Origin of the sequence: Cellulosimicrobium sp. 72-3 (assembly GCF_013127315.1) — a bacterium.
Classification (GTDB): Bacteria; Actinomycetota; Actinomycetes; order Actinomycetales; family Cellulomonadaceae; genus Cellulosimicrobium; species Cellulosimicrobium funkei.
The window spans coordinates 2,816,477-2,833,444 of sequence record NZ_CP053419.1; the positions used below are offsets into that span (position 1 = coordinate 2,816,477).

At 73.0% G+C, this 16,968-nt stretch carries 13 protein-coding genes and 1 pseudogene; 2 read left to right on the forward strand and 12 right to left on the reverse strand.

Annotation, left to right across the window (positions count from 1 at the left end):
- Positions 1 to 88 precede the first annotated feature (88 nt).
- From HKK73_RS12795 to cimA, 3 genes are all read right to left on the reverse strand, one after another.
- On the reverse strand, positions 89 to 1,396 hold the full coding sequence (locus HKK73_RS12795) for a sugar ABC transporter substrate-binding protein (protein WP_034654404.1): 1,308 nt from the start codon (positions 1,394 to 1,396) through the stop codon (positions 89 to 91).
- A gap of 297 nt (positions 1,397 to 1,693) precedes the next feature.
- Entirely contained in the window at positions 1,694 to 2,743 is a 1,050-nt protein-coding gene (locus tag HKK73_RS12800; protein ID WP_144722639.1) for a biotin/lipoate A/B protein ligase family protein, read from the reverse strand.
- A gap of 35 nt (positions 2,744 to 2,778) precedes the next feature.
- A complete protein-coding gene (gene cimA / locus HKK73_RS12805; protein WP_171468150.1) occupies positions 2,779 to 4,437 on the reverse strand; it encodes a citramalate synthase in 1,659 nt (552 codons plus the stop codon).
- A 336-nt stretch (positions 4,438 to 4,773) separates the two neighbouring features.
- On the opposite strand from cimA, the gene HKK73_RS12810 reads away from it, so the two are divergent.
- A complete protein-coding gene (locus HKK73_RS12810) occupies positions 4,774 to 5,367 on the forward strand; it encodes a hypothetical protein (protein WP_051028087.1) in 594 nt (197 codons plus the stop codon).
- 110 nt (positions 5,368 to 5,477) lie between these two features.
- On the opposite strand, the gene HKK73_RS12815 is transcribed toward HKK73_RS12810, so the two are convergent.
- Both HKK73_RS12815 and HKK73_RS12820 read right to left on the reverse strand, forming a co-directional pair.
- A complete protein-coding gene (locus HKK73_RS12815; protein ID WP_034654423.1) occupies positions 5,478 to 6,611 on the reverse strand; it encodes a branched-chain amino acid aminotransferase in 1,134 nt (377 codons plus the stop codon).
- A gap of 207 nt (positions 6,612 to 6,818) precedes the next feature.
- Positions 6,819 to 7,862, reverse strand: coding sequence for a 3-isopropylmalate dehydrogenase (locus tag HKK73_RS12820; RefSeq protein ID WP_034654425.1), 1,044 nt, complete (start codon positions 7,860 to 7,862; stop codon positions 6,819 to 6,821).
- Positions 7,863 to 7,994: 132 nt separating this feature from the next.
- On the opposite strand from HKK73_RS12820, the gene HKK73_RS12825 reads away from it, so the two are divergent.
- Positions 7,995 to 9,215: an ROK family transcriptional regulator gene (locus HKK73_RS12825; protein ID WP_051028086.1), complete on the forward strand. Its 1,221-nt coding sequence runs from the start codon at positions 7,995 to 7,997 to the stop codon at positions 9,213 to 9,215.
- Positions 9,216 to 9,288: 73 nt separating this feature from the next.
- Here the strand turns inward: HKK73_RS12825 and HKK73_RS12830 are convergent, their stop codons facing one another.
- The 7 genes and pseudogenes from HKK73_RS12830 to HKK73_RS19150 all read right to left on the reverse strand — a co-directional run bounded on the left by HKK73_RS12830 (position 9,289) and on the right by HKK73_RS19150 (position 16,962).
- Positions 9,289 to 9,828 (reverse strand): ASCH domain-containing protein, encoded by a 540-nt coding sequence (locus HKK73_RS12830; protein WP_043654067.1) that lies wholly within the window; start codon positions 9,826 to 9,828, stop codon positions 9,289 to 9,291.
- Positions 9,829 to 9,974: 146 nt separating this feature from the next.
- Complete coding sequence (ilvC, locus tag HKK73_RS12835) at positions 9,975 to 11,000, reverse strand: ketol-acid reductoisomerase (protein WP_021481959.1); 1,026 nt, start codon at positions 10,998 to 11,000, stop codon at positions 9,975 to 9,977.
- A gap of 114 nt (positions 11,001 to 11,114) precedes the next feature.
- Positions 11,115 to 11,639, reverse strand: a complete 525-nt coding sequence (ilvN, locus tag HKK73_RS12840; RefSeq protein ID WP_171468151.1) for an acetolactate synthase small subunit — start codon at positions 11,637 to 11,639, stop codon at positions 11,115 to 11,117.
- Positions 11,640 to 11,737: 98 nt separating this feature from the next.
- On the reverse strand, positions 11,738 to 13,651 hold the full coding sequence (locus tag HKK73_RS12845) for an acetolactate synthase large subunit (protein ID WP_034654410.1): 1,914 nt from the start codon (positions 13,649 to 13,651) through the stop codon (positions 11,738 to 11,740).
- Positions 13,652 to 14,027: 376 nt separating this feature from the next.
- The gene (locus HKK73_RS12850) at positions 14,028 to 15,896 is read right to left on the reverse strand and encodes an alpha-glucosidase (protein ID WP_171468152.1); all 1,869 of its coding nucleotides are present in this window, start codon (positions 15,894 to 15,896) and stop codon (positions 14,028 to 14,030) included.
- A 19-nt stretch (positions 15,897 to 15,915) separates the two neighbouring features.
- A pseudogene (locus HKK73_RS19145) lies at positions 15,916 to 16,575 on the reverse strand (DUF4037 domain-containing protein); the annotation flags it as partial.
- Positions 16,576 to 16,605: 30 nt separating this feature from the next.
- Positions 16,606 to 16,962 carry a hypothetical protein gene (locus HKK73_RS19150; RefSeq protein WP_253705636.1) on the reverse strand — a complete coding sequence of 119 codons (357 nt, stop codon included), beginning with the start codon at positions 16,960 to 16,962 and terminating at the stop codon, positions 16,606 to 16,608.
- Positions 16,963 to 16,968: the final 6 nt, after the last annotated feature.

Genomic DNA, 16,968 nt, shown 5'->3' on the forward strand with positions numbered 1-16,968 from the left:
GCGGGGCGTGGTGCGGGCGCCGGCGGTCGGGTGCCGGCGGAGGCGGCGTCCGGCCGCGGGCGGGCTGCCCGCGGCCGGACGCGTCAGGTCAGGAGCCGAACGTCTCGTCCATGTCGGCGGCCGCGGTGTCGGCGGCCTCCTGGACGGTCGCGCTGCCCGACAGGACGGACTGGAGCATCGTCTCCAGCGTCTTCTTGCCCTGGATCTGGCCGTAGAGCGGCGTGACCGGGACCGAGCGGCCGGCCTCGACCATCTGCTGGGCGAACGGCGCGACGATCGGGTCGTCCTCCTCGATGACCTTCTCGAGGAGCGACGTCTGGCCCGGGAAGTAGCCGGACTGCTCGCCCCACGCCTGCGCGAACTCGCCGGTCGTCATCATCTCGACGAACTTCCACGCGAGGTCCTGCTTCTCGCTGGCCTCGAAGACGCCGAGGTGCGAGCCGCCGAGGAACGAGTCGGACAGGCCCTCGGTCTGGCCGGGGATCGGGAAGGCGCCGATCTTGCCCTCCATGTCCGGGACGTCGGCGAGGATCTTGCCCGGCGTCCAGCTGCCGGAGATCATCATGCCGACCTGGCCCTGCTCGAACGCGGCGAGGAGGTCCGTCTCCTTCCACGTCGTCGCGGCGGCGGTCGAGAAGCCGTGCTCGGTCGCGAGGCCGGTGTAGAACTCGAGGCCCTCGACCGACTCCGGCGAGCTGATCTCCGACGTCCAGGTGTCGCCGTCCTTCACCGCGAGGTCACCGCCCGCGCCCCAGACGAACGGCATGGCGCCGTACTGGCTGTCGCCCGCGACGGGGAACGGGATGATCTCCGGGTTCGCCGCCTTGAGCGCGTCCGCCGCGGCGACGAGCTCGTCCCACGACGTCGGGGTCTCGATGCCCGCGGCCTCGAAGAGGTCGGCGCGGTAGACGACCGAGCGCACGCCCGCGTACCACGGCATGCCGTAGACGCCGCCGTCGAGGGTCGCGGACTCGACGAGCCCGGGGACGAGGTCGTCCTCGAGGCCGGCGTCCGCGATGCGGTCGGAGAGGTCGGCGAGCGCGCCGACGTCCGCGAACTCGCCCGTCCAGGTGGTGCCCACCTCGGCGACGTCCGGCGTCGTGCCGCCGGCGATGGCGGTCGTGAACTTGTCGTGGGCGCTGGCCCACGGCTGGAACTCGATCTGGAGGTCGGCGCCGGTCTCGTCCTTGAACGCGGTCGTCACCTCGTCGAAGAACGCGTCCGCGTCGGGGTTGGTGCCCTCCATGATCCAGACGGTGAGGGTCTCGCCCGAGAAGTCGGTCGCGTCGTCGCCACCGGTCCCCTCGGAGCCGGACCCGCCGCCGGAGCTGCACGCGGCCAGGCCGAGCGCGAGGACGAGGGTGCCCGTGACGGCCACCGTGCTGCGTCGCTGCATGCCGTGACACTTCCTTTCTGGTCGGCCGTCGGGGGAACGGCCGGGTCGTGTGTCCTGACGGTCCCGCGCGGCCGGTCGGCTCCCGCGGTGTGAAACTTACTTCCATCAGTGGACGTATGTGTGGAGATTACTGCCACGCGTGCGCGAACGGAAGCCACGGCGGCAGATGTTGCACGTTCTTAACAATCGCCGGGCGTCGCCCGGCTCTGGCGACCGCTCAGGCCGCGGGGCCCTGCCCGCGGGCGGGCGTCACACTCCCGCGCCGGCCGCGCACGTCCCCGCGCAGCACCCCGCGCGTCACGGGACGCGCGCGGTCCACTCCGGCGTGGAGAACTTCGTCCGCGCGAGCTCCTGCGCGCGCTCGCGCTCCTCGGGGGTGACCGCACCCTCGACCGTGCGGTACCGCGAGCGGAAGTGGTCCTTGAACGCCTCGATGACGTCCTCGCGCGCCATGCCCGTCTGCGAGCGCACCGGGTCGACGCGCTTGTTGGCGCTCGTGGTGCCCTTGTCCGAGAGCTTCTCGCGCCCGATGCGCAGCACCTCGGTCATCTTGTCGGCGTCGATGTCGTACGCCATGGTCACGTGGTGGAGCACCGCTCCCCCGCGCAGCCGCTTCTGCGCCGCGCCCGCGATCTTGCCGGCCGGCGACGCGATGTCGTTGAGCGGCTTGTACGTCGCCTCCACGCCCAGGTCGGCGAGGGCGCCCAGCACCCAGTCGTCGAGGAACGCGTACGAGCGCTCGAAGCTGAGCCCTTCGACGAGCGACCCCGGCACGTACAGCGAGTAGGTGATGGTGTTCCCGGGCTCGACGAACATCGCGCCCCCGCCCGAGATGCGCCGCACGACCGTCACCCCGTGCCGCTCCGCACCCTCCGGGTCGACCTCGTTGCGCAGCGACTGGAACGAGCCGATGATCACCGCGGGCGACGCCCACTCCCAGATCCGCAGCGTAGGGCCGCGCCGGCCCTCGTCGAGCTCCTCCGTGAGCACCTGGTCGAGCGCGAGGTGCATCGCCGGCTCCTCCGGGCCCTCGTGCACGACCTCGAACGTGTGGTCGCCCCAGCCCGTCGCGCGGCCGAGCGCCCGCCGCACCGCGATCGCGACCGCCTCGGGCGAGAACCCGACCATCGTCACGTCGGGGCCGAGCGCGGCCTGGACGGCGCTCGCGAGCTGCGCGACCGTCGCCGTCTCCGGCATGCCCGTCAGGGCGCCGTCGATGTCCTCGAGCGCGTCGTCCGGCTCGAGGAAGAAGTCGCCGCTGACCGCGACCCGGGCGAGCCGCCCGGCCTCCACCTCGACGTCGACCGCCACGAGCTTGCCACCGGGGACCTTGTACTCACCACGCACGCGTCCACCCTAAGCCCGACGCGCGCACCTCCGGCTCAGCGCGGCTCGACGCCCGCGTGGACCAGCCCGTAGATCGCCGAGTCGGTGAGCGCCTCCCAGGCCGCCTCGATGAGGTTGGGCCCGACGCCGACCGTCGACCACGACGTCGAGCCGTCGGTCGTCTCGATGAGCACGCGCGTGACGGCGTCCGTGCCCTGCTCGGTGTCGAGGATGCGCACCTTGAAGTCGATGAGCTCGAACACCTCGATCTCCGGGTAGACGCGCCCGAGCGCGAGCCGCAGCGCGTGGTCGAGCGCGTTGACGGGACCGTTTCCCTCGCCCGTGGAGACGATGCGCTCACCCCCGGCGTGGAGCTTGACGGTCGCCTCCGCCGTCGCCTCGGTGCCGCGCGACCCGGCGCGCTCGACGATCGTGCGCCAGCTCTCGACCCGGAAGTACGGCGGGCGCTCCCCCGCGATCTCCTCGCGCAGCAGCAGCTCGAACGACGCGTCGGCGGCCTCGTACGTGTAGCCGCGCGCCTCGTCGTCCTTGACGCGGTTCGTCACGCGGGTGAGGAGGTCACCCTGGCCCGACAGGTCGAACCCGAGCTCGCGGCCCTTGAGCTCGATCGACGCCCGGCCCGCCATGTCGGAGACGAGCATGCGGATGTCGTTGCCCACCGCCGTCGGGTCGATGTGCTGGTACAGGTCCGGGTCGACCTTGATGGCGCTCGCGTGCAGGCCCGCCTTGTGCGCGAACGCGCTCGCCCCCACGTACGGCTGGCGCGCGTACGGGGAGATGTTCGTGATCTCGCTGATCGCGTGCGAGATGCGCGTCGCCTCCTCCAGGCCCTCGCCCGTGAGCGTGCGCACCCCGTGCTTGAGCTCGAGGTTCGCCACGACCGTGAGCAGGTCGACGTTGCCCGTGCGCTCCCCGTACCCGTTCACCGTGCCCTGCACGTGCGCGGCGCCCGCCTCGACGGCGGCGAGCGTGTTCGCGACGGCGCAGCCCGAGTCGTTGTGCGCGTGCATCCCGAGCAGCGCGTCCCCCGGCAGCGCGTCGCGCCCGTGCGGGAGCCCGACGGCGTCGCGCAGCTCCGCGACGGTATCGGCGACCCACGTGGGGAGCATGCCGCCGTTCGTGTCGCACAGCGCGACGACCTCGGCGCCCGCCTCGAACGCGGCCTGCACGGCCGCGCGCGTGAACGCGGCGTCGTACCGGTAGCCGTCGAAGAAGTGCTCGGCGTCGACGACGACCCGGCGCCCCTCGCCCACGAGGAACGCCACCGTGTCGGTGATCATCGCGAGGCCCTCGTCGGGCGTCGTGCGCAGCGCGCGCTCGACGTGCCGCACGTCGGACTTCGCGACCAGCGTGACCACCGGCGCCTCGGAGTCGACGAGCGCCCGCACCTGCGGGTCGTCCCACGCGCGCAGCCCGGCCTTGCGCGTCGCGCCGAACGCCGCGAGCACCGCCCGCCGCAGGTCGAGCTCCTTCGCCGCGCGACGGAAGAACTCGGTGTCCTTGGGCACGGCGCCCGGCCAGCCGCCCTCGATGAAGCCGACGCCGAGCTCGTCGAGCAGCGGGGCGATGGCGAGCTTGTCGGCGACGGAGAGGTTCATGCCCTCCTGCTGCGCGCCGTCGCGCAGGGTCGTGTCGTAGACGTGGAAGACCCGGGGCTCGTGGGGGCCGGTCACGGGGGTCGTCGCCGAGGTCATGGTGCCTCTTCCTGCCGTTCGTCGTGTCGCGGGCGTCGCTGCGCCCGCCCCTGCGGTGCGTCTCCCGACGCCGGGCGGGGGCCCTCGTGAGGCGGTGGGCCCGGCGTCCGTGCCGCCGGGCGGAGGTGGTGCCCAGCAACAAAAAAACCCCCCGAGGGTGCGGGAGGTCTGCGCGTCCGGTGGGTGCTACCGGGCGCGCTACTCGATAATGAGCTGGGAGACGAGGTGTGTCACAGGGCACATGGTGCCACAGGTTCCGCCAGGATGGACCAGAGCGTCCATCCACTGAGCCGCCCGCCGCCCGTCGGCGCGACGGCGACCGAGCGAGGAGTGACGATGAGCGACCCGACCCCGGGCGGTTACGACCCGCAGAACCCTCCGACGCGGCGCTACGGCCAGCCGCCGGTCCCCCCGCAGTCCCCTCCCCCGGCGATCCGCCCGACGGACCCGCAGGCCCAGTTCCCCGAGCCCCGCACCCCGGTGAGCCCGGCGGACCCGCGCCTCACGGTCGAGGCCGGCCGGTTCTGGGCGGGCGCCGCCGCGACCGCGCTCGTCGCCGCCCTCATCGGGCTGCTCGGCGTGATCATCTTCGAGCGCATCTTCGCGATCACCCTCGTCCCGCCGCCCGACCTCTTCGCCACGGGGTCGCGCCAGGCGGCGTGGGCGATCGACGGCGCGATCCTCGCGCTGCTCGCCGCCGGGGTGCTGCACCTGCTCATCCTCAGCACGCCCCGGCCGCGCGCGTTCTTCGGCTGGATCATGGCGCTCGTCGTGGTGGCGATCGCCGTCCTGCCGTTCGCGTGGTCGAGCGACGTCACCGCGGCGGCGCTGTCCGGGCTCATCAACCTGCTCATCGGCGTCGCGGTATGGTCGCTGCTCGCGGGCGTCGCGGGGCGGACGATCGTCGCGCGGCCCGCGCCCGTCGTCTGACCTGGATCACCCGGGCGCACCAGCCGCGCCGCACGCCGGACGACGACGGGGCGCCCCTCCCGCGGGAGGGGCGCCCCGTGTCGTGCCGGCCGGCTCGGGCGAGCCGACGCTCAGGCGAGCCGGCGCAGCCAGCCGTGGCGGTCGGCGGCGCGACCGGTCTGGATGTCCGTGAGCTCGGTGCGGATCGTCATGGTCAGCGAGCCCGCCTCGCCGGTGCCGATCGTGTGGTCGAAGTCCGAGCCGGCGAGCCGGCCGATCGGCGTGATCACGGCGGCCGTGCCGCACGCGAAGACCTCCGTCACGGAGCCGTCCCGGATCCCGGCGAGGACGTCGGTCAGCGGGATGCGGCGCTCGACGACCTCGTGCCCGCGGTCGGTGAGGAGGCGGATGATCGACGAGCGCGTCACGCCCTCGAGGATCGAGCCGCTGAGCTCCGGCGTCTCGACCGAGCCGTCCGCCTTGACGACGAACACGTTCATGCCGCCGAGCTCCTCGAGGAACGTGCGCGTCGCGGAGTCGAGGAAGCACACCTGCTCGCACCCGTGCTGCTGCGCGACCACCTGCGGGAGCAGGCTCGAGGCGTAGTTGCCGCCGCACTTCGCGTCGCCGGTGCCGCCCGCGCCGGCGCGGCTGTACTCGCGGTCCACCCAGATGGACACGGGCTTCACGCCGCCCGAGAAGTACGGGCCGACGGGCGACGCGATGACGAGGTACTCCGCCTCGAGCGACGGGCGCACGCCGAGGAACGCCTCCGAGGCGTACATGAACGGGCGCAGGTAGAGGCTCGCCTCCTCGCCCGACGGGACCCAGTCCACGTCCGTGCGCACGAGCGCGGTGATCGAGCCGACGAAGTCGTCCACCGACAGCGCGGGCAGCGCGAGGCGGTGCGCCGAGCGGGCGAAGCGCGCGGCGTTGGCCTCGGGCCGGAACGTCCACACCGACCCGTCGGCGTGGCGGTACGCCTTCATGCCCTCGAAGATCTCCTGCGCGTAGTGCAGGACGGCGGTCGCCGGGTCCAGGAGGAGCGGGCCGTACCTCTCGACGCGGCGGTCGACCCACCCGTCGGTCGAGTTCCAGCTGATCCGCGCCATGTGGTCCGTGAAGACGGTGCCGAACTTCGGGGCCGCGATGGCGGCCTCGCGCTCGGCGGGCGGCGTCGGGGAGTCCGTGGGGCGGACGTCGAACAGGGCGACGAGGTCCTCCGCCGAGGAGGACGGCTGGTGCTGCGCTGCGAGGGTGCTCATCATGAGGCCTTTCACCTGGCGACCCGGGTGGTCTCCGCCTAGTTTTCCACGCCGGTGCGGCTCGTGCGGGGATCCGCGCGAGGGCACGACGACGCGGGGCGCCACCGGGTCAGAACGGGAGGGATCCGGTCCTGGGGCGATGACGACCGAGGTGCGGGGACTGCGGCGAACCGGTGCCCGGGCCTGCGAGGGGCCCGTGACGGCGTGTCAGCCGGCGACGCGAGCGGCGAGCTCGCGGCCCACCTCGGCCGTCGAGCGTACTCGGCTCCCCCGCTCGGCGAGGTCGGCGGCGACGGCCGCCTCGACGCGCTGCGCCTCGTCGCCGAGGCCCAGGTGGTCGAGGAGCAGCGCGACCGACAGCACCGTGGCGGTCGGGTCGGCCTTGCCCTGCCCGGCGATGTCCGGTGCCGAGCCGTGCACGGGCTCGAACATCGACGGCGCGGTGCGGTCGGGGTTGATGTTCGCGGACGCGGCGAGGCCGATCCCGCCCGTGATCGCGGCGGCCTGGTCGGTGAGGATGTCGCCGAACAGGTTGTCGGTGACGATCACGTCGAAGCGCGAGGGCTTCGTCGTGAGGAAGATCGTCGCGGCGTCGACGTGCAGGTAGTCGGTCGTGACGTCGGGGAACTCCGCGTTGACGGCCTCCACCGTGCGGCGCCACAGGTGACCCGCGTGCACGAGGACGTTGTGCTTGTGCACGAGCGTGAGGTGCTTGCGCGGACGCGCCTGGGCGCGGGCGAACGCGTCGCGCACGACCCGCTCGACGCCGAACGCCGTGTTGAGGGAGACCTCGGTCGCGATCTCGTGCGGCGTGCCGGTGCGCAGCGAGCCGCCGTTGCCGACGTACGGGCCCTCGGTGCCCTCGCGCACGACGACGAAGTCGATCTCGCCAGGGTCGGCGAGCGGCGACGTGACGCCCGGGTACAGCTTGCCCGGGCGGAGGTTGACGTAGTGGTCGAGCGCGAAGCGCAGCTTGAGCAGCAGGCCGCGCTCGAGGACGCCGGACGGGACGCTCGGGTCGCCGATCGCGCCCAGGAGGATCGCGTCGTGCCCGCGGATCGCGTCGAGGTCCGCGTCGGTGAGCGTCTCCCCCGTGGCGTGCCAGCGGCGCGCACCCAGGTCGAACGGCGTCGTGGAGACCTTCACGTCCGAGCCGGCCACGGCGGCCTCGAGCACGGCGAGCCCCTGCTCGACGACCTCGGTCCCGATGCCGTCGCCGGCCACGACTGCCAGATCAATGGTGCGCGTCATGTCGGCGAGCCTACGCCGCGCCGCCACCCTTCGGGACGGTGGTCTCACGTCTCGGACGGGCGTCGAGTTGCGTTCCGCGCTCAGGCGGTCCACTATTAGTAAACTTTCCTAAAGCCCGTCGAAGGACCGACCATGACCGCGCCCGCCACGTCGAGGGTCCCCGGTACCCCGGGGCTCCTGCGCACCATCAACGACCGCGCGGCCCTGGAGCTCCTCCTCGACGTCGGGCCGCTGACCCGGTCCCAGATCGGTGACCGCACCGGCGTCTCGCGACCGACCGCCTCGCAGATCGTCGCACGGCTCGAGCAGTCGGGGCTCATCGAGCCCACGGGCTCCGTGCAGGGGGCGCGCGGCCCCCAGGCCACGCAGTACGCCGCCCGGACGGACGTCGTCGTGGGACTCGCGCTCGACGTCGTGCCCGGCGGGGTGCGCGCCAGCGTCGTCGACGCGCTCGGCCGCACGCTCGGCGAGACGACCGTCGCCGCCGGTCCCGAGCGCTCGGCGGCCGCCGATGTCCTCGCCGCGCGCGACGAGGCCTGCGCCGACGCCGGCATCCCCGTCTCCCGTGTCGCGACCGCGGTCGTCGGCGTGCAGGCCGCCGTCGCGCCGCGCACCGGCGACATCGCCCTCGTCGGAGAGCTCCCCGGCTGGCCGCGTCGCGGGCTGCGCGCACACCTCGAGGACGCGCTCGGCATCGACGTCCACGTCGAGAACGACGTCAACCTCGCCGCGATCGCCGAGCGCGACGCCGGCCGCGACGAGGAGAGCTTCGCGCTGCTGTGGCTGGGCGAGGGCATCGGCATGGGCGCGTGGCTCGAGGGCCGCGTGCACCACGGCACCGCGGGTGGCGCCGGTGAGATCGGCTACCTCCCCGTGCCCGCCGCCGGCATCGACGACTCGGTCAACGTGCAGGACCTCGTCGGCGGTCTCCGCCTCGTCGAGCTCTGCGCCCGCGCGGGGGTCCCCGGCATCACCGAGGAGGGCTCCTCCTACGGCGACGCCGTCGCCGCCCTCGCCGCGCACCGCGACAGCACCGCGGTGCACGACCTCGTGCAGGACCTCGCGCTCCGCGTCGCGATCGTCCTCCAGCCCGTCGTCGCCATCCTCGAGCCCGACGCCGTCGTGCTCGGCGGGCCCACGGGCGTCGCGTGCGGCGCGCCGCTCGCCGAGGCGACCGCCGCCGTCCTGCGCGGCACCGACCAGCGGACGGGAGCGGTCGTCGCGAGCGCCGTCCCCGAGCTCGCCGTCCTGCGCGGCGCGCGCTCCGTCGTCGCCGAGGACGTGCGCACCCTCCTGCTCGCCGCCGCGGGACGACCGGACCACCCGGTCGTCGCGCCCTCCGTCCCGGGGTAGTCCTCTTCACCTACCTCGCGAGCGGTGGCCGGCCGACCGTGGCACGGCCGACCACCGCTCATCCTCGCCGCGCTCAGCGCGGGTAGCGCAGCTCGAACCGCTCGCACACCAGCGGCATGTCCCGCGCGAACTCGCGCGACAGGACGCGACGGAAGTACTTCTCGTGCTCGACGCGCCACGACTCCAGCGACCGGTCGTCCTCACCCTCCGCGTGCGCGAAGTCCGCGTCGACGTCCTCGAACGCGACCACCTCGACCGACGTCGTGCGGATCAGCGCGCGCGGGTGGCCCGCGCCGTCGAGCAGGATCGACAGCTCACCGACGCGCGGCACCGCCTCGCCCGTCTCCTCGTACTCCCACAGGGCCGACGACGTCGCCGTCTTCTCCCCCGTGAGCACCGCCATGAGCAGGTCGTCCGCCAGCGCCGGGTTGTCCCCGAACGACCACGCGGGAGGCGGCACGCTCTCGGACACCGTGGTGCCCGTGACGACGCCGAGCCGCGCCATGCCCGCGCTGGGCCGCGCCAGCTCCCAGAACGCCAGGATCTCCGCCGCCCGCTCGTCCACCGTCACGTCGTCCGTCACCGGGTCTCCCTCGTCCGCCTGTCGGGTCATGCCCCCCATCCTGGCGCACGGGGCCGCGCACCACCCGCACCGCTCACCGGCCGGTCGCGACGGCGACCGGTGGGACGACGAAGGGGTGGGCGACCCCTCGCACGGAACGCGCGAGTCGGTCACCCACCCCCGGTGGAGCGGAGTGGTCAGCGCGCGGCGCTGCCCTCGGTGTAGTCGGCGTCCTGCTGCTTCCACGCGAACAGCGACCGCAGCTCCTTGCCGACCTTCTCGATCGGGTGCTGCGCGGCCTTCTCGCGGAGTGCCGTGAACTCCGGCGCGCCGGCGTCCTGGTCGTCGATGAAGCGCTTGGCGAACGCGCCCGACTGGATGTCGGCGAGGACGCCCTGCATGTTCTCCTTGACGCGGGCGTCGATGACGCGCGGGCCGGAGACGTAGTCGCCGTACTCGGCGGTGTCGGAGACGGACCAGCGCTGCTTGGCGATGCCGCCCTCCCACATGAGGTCGACGATGAGCTTGAGCTCGTGCAGCACCTCGAAGTACGCGATCTCCGGCTGGTAGCCGGCCTCGGTCAGCGTCTCGAAGCCGTACTGGACGAGCTGCGACACACCGCCGCAGAGCACGGCCTGCTCGCCGAACAGGTCGGTCTCGGTCTCCTCGGTGAACGTCGTCTTGATGACGCCCGCGCGGGTGCCGCCGATCGCCTTCGCGTACGACAGCGCGACGTCCCAGGCCTGGCCCGACGCGTCCTTCTCGACGGCGATGATGTCCGGGATGCCACGGCCCGCGACGAACTCGCGGCGCACCGTGTGGCCCGGCGCCTTCGGGGCGACGAGGATGACGTCGACGCCCTCGGGGGCCTCGATGTAGCCGAAGCGGATGTTGAACCCGTGCGCGAACGCGAGCGTCTTGCCCGTGGCGAGGTTCGGCTTGATCTCGTCGTTGTAGATCGAGCGCTGGTGCTGGTCCGGCGCGAGGATCATGATCAGGTCGGCCCACGCGGCGGCGTCCGCCACGGACTTGACCTCGAAGCCCTCGTCCTGGGCCTTCGCGACGGACTTGGAGCCCTCGCGCAGGGCGACGACGACCTCGACGCCCGAGTCGCGCAGGTTCTGGGCGTGCGCGTGGCCCTGGCTCCCGTAGCCGACGATCGCGACCTTCTTGCTCTGGATGATGGACAGGTCGGCGTCGTCGTCGTAGAACAGCTCAGCCACGATGGATCTCCTCGGTTCTTCGTTGCGGTGCAGGGGTCTGTTGCGGTGTCGCGCGGAACGGCGACCGGTGCGCGCCGACGCCCACGGGGGTCTCGGTGCGAGGGTAGGCGATGGTCAGGCGGAGCGGACGACTCGTTCCAGCGCACGGTCCGTGATGGAGCGGGAACCGCGCCCGACGGCGACGGTCCCCGACTTCACGATCTCGCGCACGCCGTAGGGCTCGAGGGCCCCGAGCAGCGCGTCGAGCTTCTCCCCCGTGCCCGTCGCCTCGATGGTCACGGCGTCGGGGACGACGTCGACCACCTTCGCGCGGAACAGGTTGACGACCTCGAGGACGCCGGTGCGGTGGGCGCCGTCGGCACGCACCTTGACGAGCAGGAGCTCGCGCTGCACCGACGCGGACGAGTCGAGCTCGACGATCTTGATGACGTTGACCAGCTTGTTGAGCTGCTTCGTCACCTGCTCGAGCGGGCGCTCCTCCACCTCGACGACCACGGTGATGCGCGAGATCTCCTCGTGCTCGGTGGGGCCGACGGCGAGGGAGTGGATGTTGAAGGCACGGCGGGCGAACAGGCCCGCGACGCGCGTCAGCACGCCGGGCTTGTTCTCGACGAGCACGGAGAGGGTGTGGCGGGACATCGGTCAGTCCTCCAGGGACAGGGGTCGGATCGAGGCTGCATTGCGCTGCAGCCGAGTGCCTTGCTTCGCTGCGGCCCTCAACCTCCGCTGCATTTCGCTCAGTCCTCCCGGTCCCAGGCGGGCGAGATGCCCCGCGCGTACTGGATGTCGTCGTTGCTCACGCCGGCGGCGACCATCGGCCACACCATCGCGTCGCGCGAGACGTTGAAGTCGATGACGACCGGGCGGTCGTCGATCTCCATCGCGCGCTTGATCGCGGCGTCCACCTCGCCCATCGACTCGACGCGGATGCCCTCGCACCCGTACGCGTCGGCGAGCTTGACGAAGTCGGGCACGCGCGCCGTGCCGTGGCCGGTGTGCAGGTCCGTGTTCGAGTAGCGCTGGTCGTAGAACAGCGTCTGCCACTGGCGCACCATGCCGAGCGAGCTGTTGTTGATCAGCGCGACCTTGATGGGGATCTCGTTGATCGTGCAGGTGGCGAGCTCCTGGTTGGTCATCTGGAAGCAGCCGTCGCCGTCGATCGCCCACACCGTGGCGTCGGGGCGGCCGACCTTCGCGCCCATGGCCGCCGGGATCGAGAAGCCCATGGTGCCGAGGCCGCCGGAGTTGAGCCACGTCCGCGGGTGCTCGTAGCGGATGAACTGGGCCGCCCACATCTGGTGCTGCCCGACGCCCGCGACGTAGATCGACTCGGGGCCCGAGATCTCGCCCAGGCGGGAGATGACGTGCTGCGGGGCGAGGTGGCCGTCGTCGGGCTCCGTGTAGCCGAGCGGGTACGTCTCGCGCCAGTCGTCGATCTGGCGCCACCAGGCCTCGACGTCCGGCTTGCCCTTGGCCTCGTGCTCACGCTCGAGCTCCGGCAGCAGGTCGGTGATGACCTCCTTGAGGTCGCCGACGATCGGCACGTCCACGTCACGGTTCTTGCCGATCTCCGCGGGGTCGATGTCGGCGTGCACCACCTGCGCGTGCGGGGCGAAGCTCGACAGCGCGCCGGTGACGCGATCGTCGAAGCGGGCGCCGAGCGACACGACGAGGTCGGCCTTCTGCAGCGCCGCCACGGCCGGGACGGTGCCGTGCATGCCGGGCATACCGAGGTTCTGGGGGTGCGTGTCGGGCACCGCGCCGCGGGCCATGAGCGTCGTCACGACGGGCGCGCCCGACAGGTCGACGAGGCGGCGCAGCTCGGCCGACGCGTTCGCGCGGATCACGCCGCCGCCCACGTACAGGACCGGGCGCCGGGCCGTCGCGAGCAGGCGCGCGGCCTCCTTGATCTGCTTGCTGTGCGGCTTCGTCACCGGGTGGTAGCCCGGGAGCTGCACGTCCTGCGGCCAGGAGAACGTGGTGCGGGACTGCATCGCCGACTTCGCGATGTCGACGAGCACCGGGCCCGGGCGGCCGGTCGAGGCGATGTGGAACGCCTCGGCGATGGTGCGCGGGATGTCGTCCGGGTCGGTGACCAGGTAGGAGTGCTTGGTGATCGGCATCGTGATGCCGACGATGTCCGCCTCCTGGAAGCCGTCGGTGCCGATCATCGACTCGGCGACCTGGCCGGTGATCGCGACGAGCGGGATCGAGTCCATGTTCGCGTCGGCGATCGGGGTGACGAGGTTCGTCGCGCCCGGGCCCGACGTCGCCATGGTGACGCCGACGCGGCCGGTCGCGTGGGCGTAGCCCTGCGCCGCGTGGCCGCCGCCCTGCTCGTGGCGCACGAGGATGTGGCGCAGGCGCTGGGAGTCCATGAGCGGGTCGTACGTCGGGAGGATCGCACCACCCGGGATGCCGAAGACGACCTCGGCACCGGCCTCCTCGAGCGAGCGGACGATCGACTGCGCGCCCGTCATCTCCTCGCCCGTCGGGGCGCCGTTCGAGGCGCCGGCCGGGCGAGCCGTGGCTGCGCGCCGGACGTCGCCGCGCGGGGCGACCGACGCGGGTGTCGGGGCGGGCTTCGGCGCCGCGGCGGCGGGCGCCGGGGCGCCCTGTCGCGGAGGTGCCGGGGTGGGACCCTGGGCCATGGTGTCTCCTGCGTGTCGTGGCCTCGGCCCGGCGGGCGCCCCGTGGGGCGCTCCGCCGGGAGCCGGAGCCGACCGTGGTGGTGCGGTCGTGCTGGTCGCGGTGTGCGGGTGCCGGTCCTCGCGGGTCTCGCGGGTGCGGCGCTCGCGGTGGCCGGGTAGGCCTGCCGCGGTCTGTCTGCCGTGCTGATGGCGTTGTGGTGGCAACAAAAAACCCCTCGGACCCGGGATGCCGGGCTGGACGAGGGGTGAGCGCGCTGACGAAGCCTGGTGGCGTGGCCTCAGCCGGCGCGCTCAGGAAGTACTACAAGGAGGATCGTCTGCACGTCTGGGACTGTACGCCCATGTCCCGGTGATGTCACGTGTCGAGGCGGCCGTCTCACGCACTGGGACGTGCGGGGCGCGGCCCGGTGCGCCGGAGCACCCGTCCCTCCCACGGCTCCAGGTGCCCGACGGCGCCCGGCCGGGTGCCGTCGTCGGCCCGCCCGGGGTGCGTGGTCACGAGGACCGACGCCTCCTCCCAGCCCGTGAGCGTCCCGGCCGGGACGTCCTGCGGCACGCCACCGACGTTGACGAGCACGAGCAGCTCGTCCCGGACGGTCGTGCCGTCGGGCCCGGGCGCGTCGAGGGCGCGCGTGAACGCGTAGACCGCCTCGTGGTCGGGCAGCAGCATGCGGAAGTCGCCGAGCGCGACGACCGGCTCCTCCCGGCGCAGCGCGACGAGCCGCCGGTAGAAGTGCAGCACGGAGTCCTCGTCGGCCCAGGCGGCCTCCGCGTTGATCGTCGTGTGGTTCGGGTTGACCTCGAGCCACGGCGTCCCCGTCGTGAAGCCGGCGTTCGCGCTCGCGTCCCACTGCACGGGCGTGCGGGCGTGGTCGCGGCTCGCGTGCGCGAGCACGGCGAGCATCTCCCCGTCGGTCCGCAGGCGCGGGGCGCCCGTGCGACCGGTGAGTTCGCGGAAGTACCCGAGCGACTCGACGTCCTGGTACTGCTCGATCCGCGTGAACGGCGCGTTCGTCATGGCGAGCTCCTCGCCCTGGTAGACGTAGGGCGTGCCGCGGTGCAGGTGCAGCAGGAGGGCGAGCGCCTTCGCCGAGGCGACGCGGTGCTCCGGGGAGTCGTCGCCGAACCGCGAGACGACGCGCGGCTGGTCGTGGTTGTCCCAGTAGAGGGCGTTCCAGCCCCGGTGGGCGAGGCCCGCCTGCCACCGGCCGAGGGTCGCCTTGAGGTCGGCGAGGTCCCACCGGACCGGGTCGTAGCGGGTCGCGCCGTGGTCGATGCCCATGTGCTCGAACTGGAACACCATGTCGACCTCGCGACGGTCCGGGTCGGTGTACCGCACGCCGTGCTCGACCGTCACGCCCGGCGTCTCCCCCACCGTGAGGATCTCCCGGCCCCGGGCGAGGTAGGGCGCGAACACCTCGCGGTGCATCTCGGCGAGGAACTCGTGCACGCGCGGGCCGTCCGTGTAGTGCGGGCTCCCGTCCCCGTACGTGCCCCAGTGCACCTCGCCGTCGGGCAGCGAGCCGTCGGGCGCGACGTCCTTGGAGATGAGGTTGATGACGTCCATGCGGAAGCCGTCGACCCCGCGGTCGAGCCACCGCCGCATCATCGCGTAGACCGCCTCGCGGACGTCGGGGTTCTCCCAGTTGAGGTCCGGCTGCTTGGTGTCGAACAGGTGCAGGTAGTACTCGCCCGAGGCCTCGTCGAACCGCCACGCGCTGCCCCCGAAGAACGAGCGCCAGTTCGTCGGCTCGGCGCCCGGGGCGCCGGGCTCCATGCCCTCGCGCGCGGGCCGCCACCAGTACCAGTCGCGCCGCGGGCTCTGCGCCGACGAGCGCGACTCGACGAACCACGGGTGCTCGTCGCTCGTGTGGTTGACGACGAGGTCCATGACGAGCTTCATCCCGCGCGCGTGCAGCCCCTCGATCAGGGCGTCGAGGTCCGCGAGCGACCCGAACAGCGGGTCGACGTCCTCGTAGTCGCTGATGTCGTAGCCGTTGTCCGCCTGCGGCGACCGGTACACCGGGGACAGCCACACGACGTCGACGCCCAGGCGCTCCAGGTGGTCGAGGCGTCGCGTGATCCCCGGGAGGTCCCCGATGCCGTCGCCGTCGGTGTCCTGGAACGAGCGCGGGTACACCTGGTAGACGACCGAGCGCGTCCACCAGGGGGCGTCACCGGGCGTCTCGGCGCCGGGCCACCCGCCGCGGGGCAGGGGGTCCGGGGTGGGTGCGGACGAGGTCATCGCACGGCTTCCTCTCAGGTCAGGGGGTCCTGGTCCCAGCCTGCCCGACGCCGCGCGCCGCGGCGACGCGACGGGCGGGGTCCGTGAGGACGTCGACGTCGTCGACCCACTGCTCGACGGTCCCGACGCCCGGTGGCAGCGCCTGCACCACCGGGTCCTGGATCGCGGACGTCACCACGTCGGCCACCGGCCCGAGCCCCCGGAAGGGCCGGTCGAAGAACGGGACGACGACGTCGGTCACGGTCGGGAGGCCCACCTCGCCCTGGAGGTCGTGCAGGGTCTCCAGCCCTCGGCACAGCGCCGCCTCGCGCGCCCGCCAGTCGTCGGCCGCGAGCGCCTCCGCGAGGTCGGGCGCGGCGGCGGCGGCACGCGGGAGCGCGGCGAACGTCGTCCCGAACCACTTCGCGTACGGCGTCCAGTGCCGCTCGAGCAGGAAGCCGAGGTGCATCGCTGCGCGCACGAGCCGGGCGGCGACGACGCGCGACCCGAGGTCGTCGCCGCGCTCCGCCGTCCGGCCGACGAACGGCAGCTCCTGCCCGATCCGCGCCCAGTCGACGGCGACCGCGTACCGCCACAGGTCGTCGGGATACCAGGCGAGGCGCTCGCGCGCCGCGGTGACCTGGCCGCCGGTGTCCACGAACACCGGCCCGGCCGTCACCTCGAGGACCGCCTGACCGGTGAGCGTGAGCCAGTCGTCGACGGCGAGCGGTCACGTCGCGTCGACGCCGAGGCGCGACGTGACGAAGCCCGACGGCGACGCGACCTCGACCTGGTGCGGACCGTGCGGGCTCCACGTGGTCGGGAACCGGGTCGGGTGCCCGGCGAACGTGTCGGGCAGCGCCGCGCCGAGCAGCGCGTCGACCTCGTCGACCATCGGCTCGTCGACCAGCAACGTCAGGCGCAGACCCCAGTCGTGGTCGCGCGACGTCGCGTCGTCGAGCCCGAGGACGTCGGACCCGCTCCCGAGGCGTCCCGCCGCGTGCGGCAGCCCGGGCCAGCGGCCGAGCAGGATCGGCCCGACGACCTCGTCGTAGTAGCGCCGCGCGAGGTCGGTCCCGGTCTCCACCCGGGC

What these genes read in the sequence shown, in the direction of transcription:
- cimA (WP_171468150.1), bottom strand. Translation starts at nt 4,437, where the DNA reads ATGACCTCGGCGACGACCCCCGTGACCGGCCCCCACGAGCCCCGGGTC.
- HKK73_RS12830 (WP_043654067.1), bottom strand. Translation starts at nt 9,828, where the DNA reads ATGACCCGACAGGCGGACGAGGGAGACCCGGTGACGGACGACGTGACG.
- HKK73_RS12810 (WP_051028087.1), top strand. Translation starts at nt 4,774, where the DNA reads ATGAGCGACCCGACCCCGGGCGGTTACGACCCGCAGAACCCTCCGACG.
- HKK73_RS12795 (WP_034654404.1), bottom strand. Translation starts at nt 1,396, where the DNA reads ATGCAGCGACGCAGCACGGTGGCCGTCACGGGCACCCTCGTCCTCGCG.
- HKK73_RS12815 (WP_034654423.1), bottom strand. Translation starts at nt 6,611, where the DNA reads ATGAGCACCCTCGCAGCGCAGCACCAGCCGTCCTCCTCGGCGGAGGAC.
- HKK73_RS12850 (WP_171468152.1), bottom strand. Translation starts at nt 15,896, where the DNA reads ATGACCTCGTCCGCACCCACCCCGGACCCCCTGCCCCGCGGCGGGTGG.
- ilvN (WP_171468151.1), bottom strand. Translation starts at nt 11,639, where the DNA reads ATGTCCCGCCACACCCTCTCCGTGCTCGTCGAGAACAAGCCCGGCGTG.
- HKK73_RS12825 (WP_051028086.1), top strand. Translation starts at nt 7,995, where the DNA reads ATGACCGCGCCCGCCACGTCGAGGGTCCCCGGTACCCCGGGGCTCCTG.
- HKK73_RS12845 (WP_034654410.1), bottom strand. Translation starts at nt 13,651, where the DNA reads ATGGCCCAGGGTCCCACCCCGGCACCTCCGCGACAGGGCGCCCCGGCG.
- HKK73_RS12820 (WP_034654425.1), bottom strand. Translation starts at nt 7,862, where the DNA reads ATGACGCGCACCATTGATCTGGCAGTCGTGGCCGGCGACGGCATCGGG.